Origin of the sequence: Citrobacter sp. S55_ASV_140 (assembly GCF_018919505.1) — a bacterium.
Classification (GTDB): domain Bacteria; phylum Pseudomonadota; class Gammaproteobacteria; order Enterobacterales; family Enterobacteriaceae; genus Citrobacter; species Citrobacter werkmanii.
Map to the genome: position 1 here is coordinate 1 of NZ_JAHLQZ010000265.1, position 4,326 is coordinate 4,326.

Genomic DNA, 4,326 nt, shown 5'->3' on the forward strand with positions numbered 1-4,326 from the left:
TGACAGAACCGTCCGGGCGACGAACACCCTTCTTGGTGCGCACCACTACCGCCTTCAGCACATCACCTTTTTTGACCTTACCACGCGGAATTGCTTCCTTGATGGTGATCTTGATGATATCGCCGACGCCTGCGTAGCGACGGTGCGAGCCACCCAGAACCTTGATACACATTACGCGACGTGCACCGGAGTTGTCGGCGACGTTCAGCATAGTCTGTTCTTGGATCATTTTAGTGCTCCGCTAATGTCAACTACTACTGAGACCCGAAAATCAGGTCGTTAAAAAAGCCCCATATCGGGGGCGCGGCATTATAACACCGCTCAAACGATATGGGTAGAAAAAATAAACGGCTCATCGCTGAGCCGTTTATTCGTTGAGAATGCCTACTGTATTACAGAACAGCTTTCTCTACAACGCGAACCAGCGTCCAGGACTTAGTCTTGGACAGCGGACGGCATTCGCGGATTTCAACCACGTCACCAGTACCGCATTCGTTGTTCTCGTCATGTACGTGCAGTTTGGTCGTACGCTTAATGAATTTACCGTAGATCGGGTGTTTCACAAAACGTTCGATAGCAACAACGATGGATTTCTCCATTTTATCGCTAACAACGCGACCTTGCAGAGTACGGATTTTATCGGTCATTACGCACCCGCCTTCTCAGTCAGTAAAGTCTTAACGCGTGCGACATCACGACGCACTTGCTTCAACAGGTGAGACTGTTGCAGCTGGCCACTTGCAGCCTGCATACGCAGGTTGAACTGCTCACGCAGCAGATTCAGCAGCTCGGTGTTCAGCTCTTCAACACTCTTCTCACGCAGCTCTTTTGCTTTCATTACATCACCGTCTTAGTTACAAAGGTGGTTTTAATCGGCAGTTTCGCTGCTGCCAGCTTGAATGCTTCACGGGCCAGCTCTTCCGGTACGCCGTCCATTTCATACAGGACTTTACCCGGCTGAATCAAGGCAACCCAATACTCCACGTTACCTTTACCTTTACCCATACGCACTGCCAGCGGCTTTTCAGTGATCGGTTTGTCCGGGAATACACGGATCCAGATCTTACCTTGACGCTTAACTGCACGGGTCATAGCACGACGTGCTGCTTCGATCTGACGGGCAGTCAGACGACCACGGCCAACAGCTTTCAGACCGAAGCTGCCGAAGCTAACATCCGCGCCAGCAGCCAGACCGCGGTTACGGCCTTTGTGCATTTTACGGAATTTTGTACGCTTTGGTTGTAACATCAGCGACGCTCCTTATTTACGGCCTTTACGCTGCTGCTTTTTAGGTTGCGCAGCCGGTTTTTCCGGTTGTTCAACAGCAGCCATACCACCCAGGATCTCGCCTTTGAAGATCCACACTTTAACGCCGATTACACCGTAAGTGGTGTGCGCTTCAGAGGTGTTGTAGTCGATGTCAGCACGCAGAGTGTGCAGAGGTACGCGACCTTCGCGGTACCATTCGGTACGTGCGATTTCCGCGCCGCCCAGACGGCCGCTAACTTCAACTTTAATACCTTTAGCGCCCAGACGCATTGCGTTCTGTACAGCACGCTTCATAGCACGACGGAACATAACGCGACGTTCCAGCTGAGAAGTGATGCTGTCAGCAACTAATTTTGCGTCCAGTTCAGGTTTACGCACTTCGGCGATATTGATCTGGGCAGGAACGCCAGCAATATCAGCTACGACTTTGCGCAGTTTTTCTACGTCTTCGCCTTTCTTACCGATAACGATACCCGGGCGAGCGGTGTGAATGGTCACACGGATGCTCTTAGCCGGACGCTCGATAACGATACGAGATACAGACGCTTTAGCCAGTTCCTTAGTCAGGTACTGACGTACTTTAAAATCGCTGTCCAGGTTGTCAGCGAATTCTTTGGTGTTCGCAAACCAGGTTGAGTTCCATGGTTTTACAATACCCAGGCGAATACCATTAGGATGTACTTTCTGACCCATTGCTAGTCTCCAGAGTCTCAGCGATCGGACACAACCACAGTAATGTGGCTGGTGCGCTTCAGGATGCGATCTGCACGACCTTTTGCACGCGGCATAATGCGCTTCATGCTCGGGCCTTCGTCTACGAAAATTTTCGTAACTTTCAGATCGTCAATGTCAGCGCCATCGTTGTGTTCAGCGTTAGCAATGGCAGATTCCAGGACTTTCTTAACCAGTACAGCCGCTTTCTTATTGGTGTAGGTCAGAATATCCAGAGCCTGCGACACTTTCTTACCGCGAATCAGGTCTGCAACAAGGCGAACCTTCTGAGCAGAAGAACGAGCATGGCGATGTTGAGCTAAAGTTTCCATCTCTTCCTCCTACCTTATTTCTTCTTCGCTTTTTTATCAGCAGCGTGGCCGCGATAAGTACGAGTCGGTGCGAATTCACCCAGTTTGTGACCGACCATTTCGTCGGAAACAAATACCGGAACGTGCTGACGACCATTATGGACAGCGATGGTCAAACCGATCATGTTAGGAAAGATCGTTGAACGACGGGACCAAGTGCGCAGGGGCTTCTTGTCTCCGCTTTCCACCGCTTTCTCTACCTTCTTCAGCAAGTGCAGGTCAATAAAAGGACCTTTCTTGAGAGAACGTGGCATGGCTTATCCTCTAAAATTATTTGCTACGGCGACGTACGATGAATTTATCAGTACGCTTGTTGCTGCGGGTCTTCTTACCTTTGGTCTGAACGCCCCACGGAGTTACCGGGTGCTTACCAAAGTTACGACCTTCACCACCACCATGTGGGTGATCGACTGGGTTCATCGCAGTACCGCGAACGGTAGGACGAACACCACGCCAGCGTGCAGCACCTGCTTTACCCAGAACGCGCAGCATATGCTCAGCATTGCCAACTTCGCCCAGAGTTGCACGGCAGTCTGCTTCGACTTTACGCATTTCACCAGAACGCAGACGCAGGGTGACATAAGCACCATCACGAGCAACGATCTGAACGTAAGTACCAGCGGAACGTGCCAGCTGACCGCCTTTACCAGGTTTCATTTCTACGTTATGAACGGTAGAACCAACCGGGATATTGCGCATCGGCAGGGTGTTACCTGCTTTGATTGCAGCATCAACGCCAGATTGAACCTGGTCGCCAGCTTTCAGGCCTTTAGGGGCCAGAATGTAACGGCGTTCACCGTCTTTGTACAGAACCAGCGCGATGTTCGCGGAGCGGTTCGGATCGTACTCAAGACGTTCAACAATTGCTGGGATACCGTCTTTGTTGCGTTTGAAGTCAACAATACGATAAGCCTGCTTGTGACCACCACCGATGTGACGAGTGGTGATACGGCCATTGTTGTTACGACCACCGGATTTGCTGTTTTTTTCAACCAGCGGAGCAAAAGGTTTGCCCTTGTGCAGCTCTGGGTTGACCACTTTAACAACGTGGCGACGACCCGGAGATGTCGGTTTACATTTAACAACTGCCATTGTATTACTCCTCCGACTTACTCAGCGCCGCCGACGAAGTCCAGATTCTGGCCTTCCTTCAGGGTGACGTAAGCTTTTTTCCAGTCGCTACGACGACCGATACGCTGTCCGTGACGTTTAACTTTCCCTTTAACTACCAGGGTGTTAACGACTTCGACTTCGACTTCAAACAGTTTCTGCACAGCAGCTTTGATCTCTGCTTTGGTCGCGTCTTTAGCAACTTTGAGAACGATGGTGTTAGTTTTTTCCATCGCAGTAGACGCTTTTTCAGAAACGTGCGGTGCGCGCAGCACCTTCAGCAGACGTTCTTCACGAATCATGCCAGCATCTCCTCAACTTGCTTAACAGCATCAGCAGTCATTACGACTTTGTCGAAGGCGATCAGGCTAACCGGGTCGATACCAGTTGCATCGCGTACGTCAACCTTGTGCAGGTTGCGCGCAGCCAGGAACAGGTTTTCGTCCAGCTCACCGGTGATGATCAGCACATCTTCCAGAGCCATGTCTTTCAGTTTCTGTGCCAGCAGCTTAGTTTTAGGCGCTTCTACAGAGAACTTCTCGACAACGATCAGACGATCCTGACGTACCAGTTCGGACAGGATGCTTTTCAGCGCGCCGCGGTACATCTTTTTGTTAACTTTTTGACTGTGGTCCTGCGGGCGAGCAGCGAAGGTCACGCCACCTGAACGCCAGATCGGGCTCTTGATAGAACCTGAACGCGCACGGCCGGTACCTTTCTGGCGCCACGGCTTTTTGCCTGAACCAGTTACTTCAGCACGAGTCTTCTGAGCACGAGTACCCTGACGAGCACCAGCTGCATAAGCAACAACAACCTGGTGAACCAGCGCTTCGTTGAAATCACGACCGAAGGTAGTTTCGGAAAC

Annotated in this window: 10 protein-coding genes; all 10 read right to left on the reverse strand. The window is 51.1% G+C overall.

Features of this window, described 5'->3' with window-relative positions; genetic code table 11:
* Positions 1–229: 50S ribosomal protein L14 (gene rplN, locus KQJ18_RS22040; protein ID WP_216422739.1), on the reverse strand; the 229-nt coding region annotated here is incomplete at its 3' end.
* 163 nt (positions 230–392) lie between these two features.
* Positions 393–647, reverse strand: coding sequence for a 30S ribosomal protein S17 (gene rpsQ, locus KQJ18_RS22045; RefSeq protein ID WP_003031120.1), 255 nt, complete (start codon positions 645–647; stop codon positions 393–395).
* Positions 647–838, reverse strand: coding sequence for a 50S ribosomal protein L29 (rpmC, locus tag KQJ18_RS22050; RefSeq protein WP_000644742.1), 192 nt, complete (start codon positions 836–838; stop codon positions 647–649). Before rpmC ends, rpsQ begins: the two co-directional genes overlap by 1 nt.
* Positions 838–1,248, reverse strand: coding sequence for a 50S ribosomal protein L16 (rplP, locus tag KQJ18_RS22055; protein ID WP_000941208.1), 411 nt, complete (start codon positions 1,246–1,248; stop codon positions 838–840). Before rplP ends, rpmC begins: the two co-directional genes overlap by 1 nt.
* Before the next feature lie 12 nt (positions 1,249–1,260).
* Positions 1,261–1,962, reverse strand: a complete 702-nt coding sequence (gene rpsC / locus KQJ18_RS22060) for a 30S ribosomal protein S3 (RefSeq protein WP_000529945.1) — start codon at positions 1,960–1,962, stop codon at positions 1,261–1,263.
* Between the two features lie 17 nt (positions 1,963–1,979).
* Entirely contained in the window at positions 1,980–2,312 is a 333-nt protein-coding gene (gene rplV, locus KQJ18_RS22065) for a 50S ribosomal protein L22 (protein WP_000448832.1), read from the reverse strand.
* A gap of 14 nt (positions 2,313–2,326) precedes the next feature.
* The gene (rpsS, locus tag KQJ18_RS22070) at positions 2,327–2,605 is read right to left on the reverse strand and encodes a 30S ribosomal protein S19 (protein ID WP_001138115.1); all 279 of its coding nucleotides are present in this window, start codon (positions 2,603–2,605) and stop codon (positions 2,327–2,329) included.
* 16 nt (positions 2,606–2,621) lie between these two features.
* A complete protein-coding gene (gene rplB / locus KQJ18_RS22075; protein ID WP_038634702.1) occupies positions 2,622–3,443 on the reverse strand; it encodes a 50S ribosomal protein L2 in 822 nt (273 codons plus the stop codon).
* Positions 3,444–3,460: 17 nt separating this feature from the next.
* Entirely contained in the window at positions 3,461–3,763 is a 303-nt protein-coding gene (gene rplW / locus KQJ18_RS22080; protein WP_000617546.1) for a 50S ribosomal protein L23, read from the reverse strand.
* Positions 3,760–4,326 (reverse strand): 50S ribosomal protein L4 (gene rplD, locus KQJ18_RS22085; RefSeq protein WP_216422740.1); only part of this gene is annotated, 567 nt, incomplete at its 5' end. The genes rplD and rplW, both read right to left, overlap by 4 nt.

Bases quoted from the DNA above. Each gene is read 5' to 3' on its own strand.
- rpsS (WP_001138115.1), bottom strand. From the start codon at position 2,605: ATGCCACGTTCTCTCAAGAAAGGTCCTTTTATTGACCTGCACTTGCTG.
- rpmC (WP_000644742.1), bottom strand. From the start codon at position 838: ATGAAAGCAAAAGAGCTGCGTGAGAAGAGTGTTGAAGAGCTGAACACC.
- rplV (WP_000448832.1), bottom strand. From the start codon at position 2,312: ATGGAAACTTTAGCTCAACATCGCCATGCTCGTTCTTCTGCTCAGAAG.
- rplP (WP_000941208.1), bottom strand. From the start codon at position 1,248: ATGTTACAACCAAAGCGTACAAAATTCCGTAAAATGCACAAAGGCCGT.
- rplB (WP_038634702.1), bottom strand. From the start codon at position 3,443: ATGGCAGTTGTTAAATGTAAACCGACATCTCCGGGTCGTCGCCACGTT.
- rpsQ (WP_003031120.1), bottom strand. From the start codon at position 647: ATGACCGATAAAATCCGTACTCTGCAAGGTCGCGTTGTTAGCGATAAA.
- rplW (WP_000617546.1), bottom strand. From the start codon at position 3,763: ATGATTCGTGAAGAACGTCTGCTGAAGGTGCTGCGCGCACCGCACGTT.
- rpsC (WP_000529945.1), bottom strand. From the start codon at position 1,962: ATGGGTCAGAAAGTACATCCTAATGGTATTCGCCTGGGTATTGTAAAA.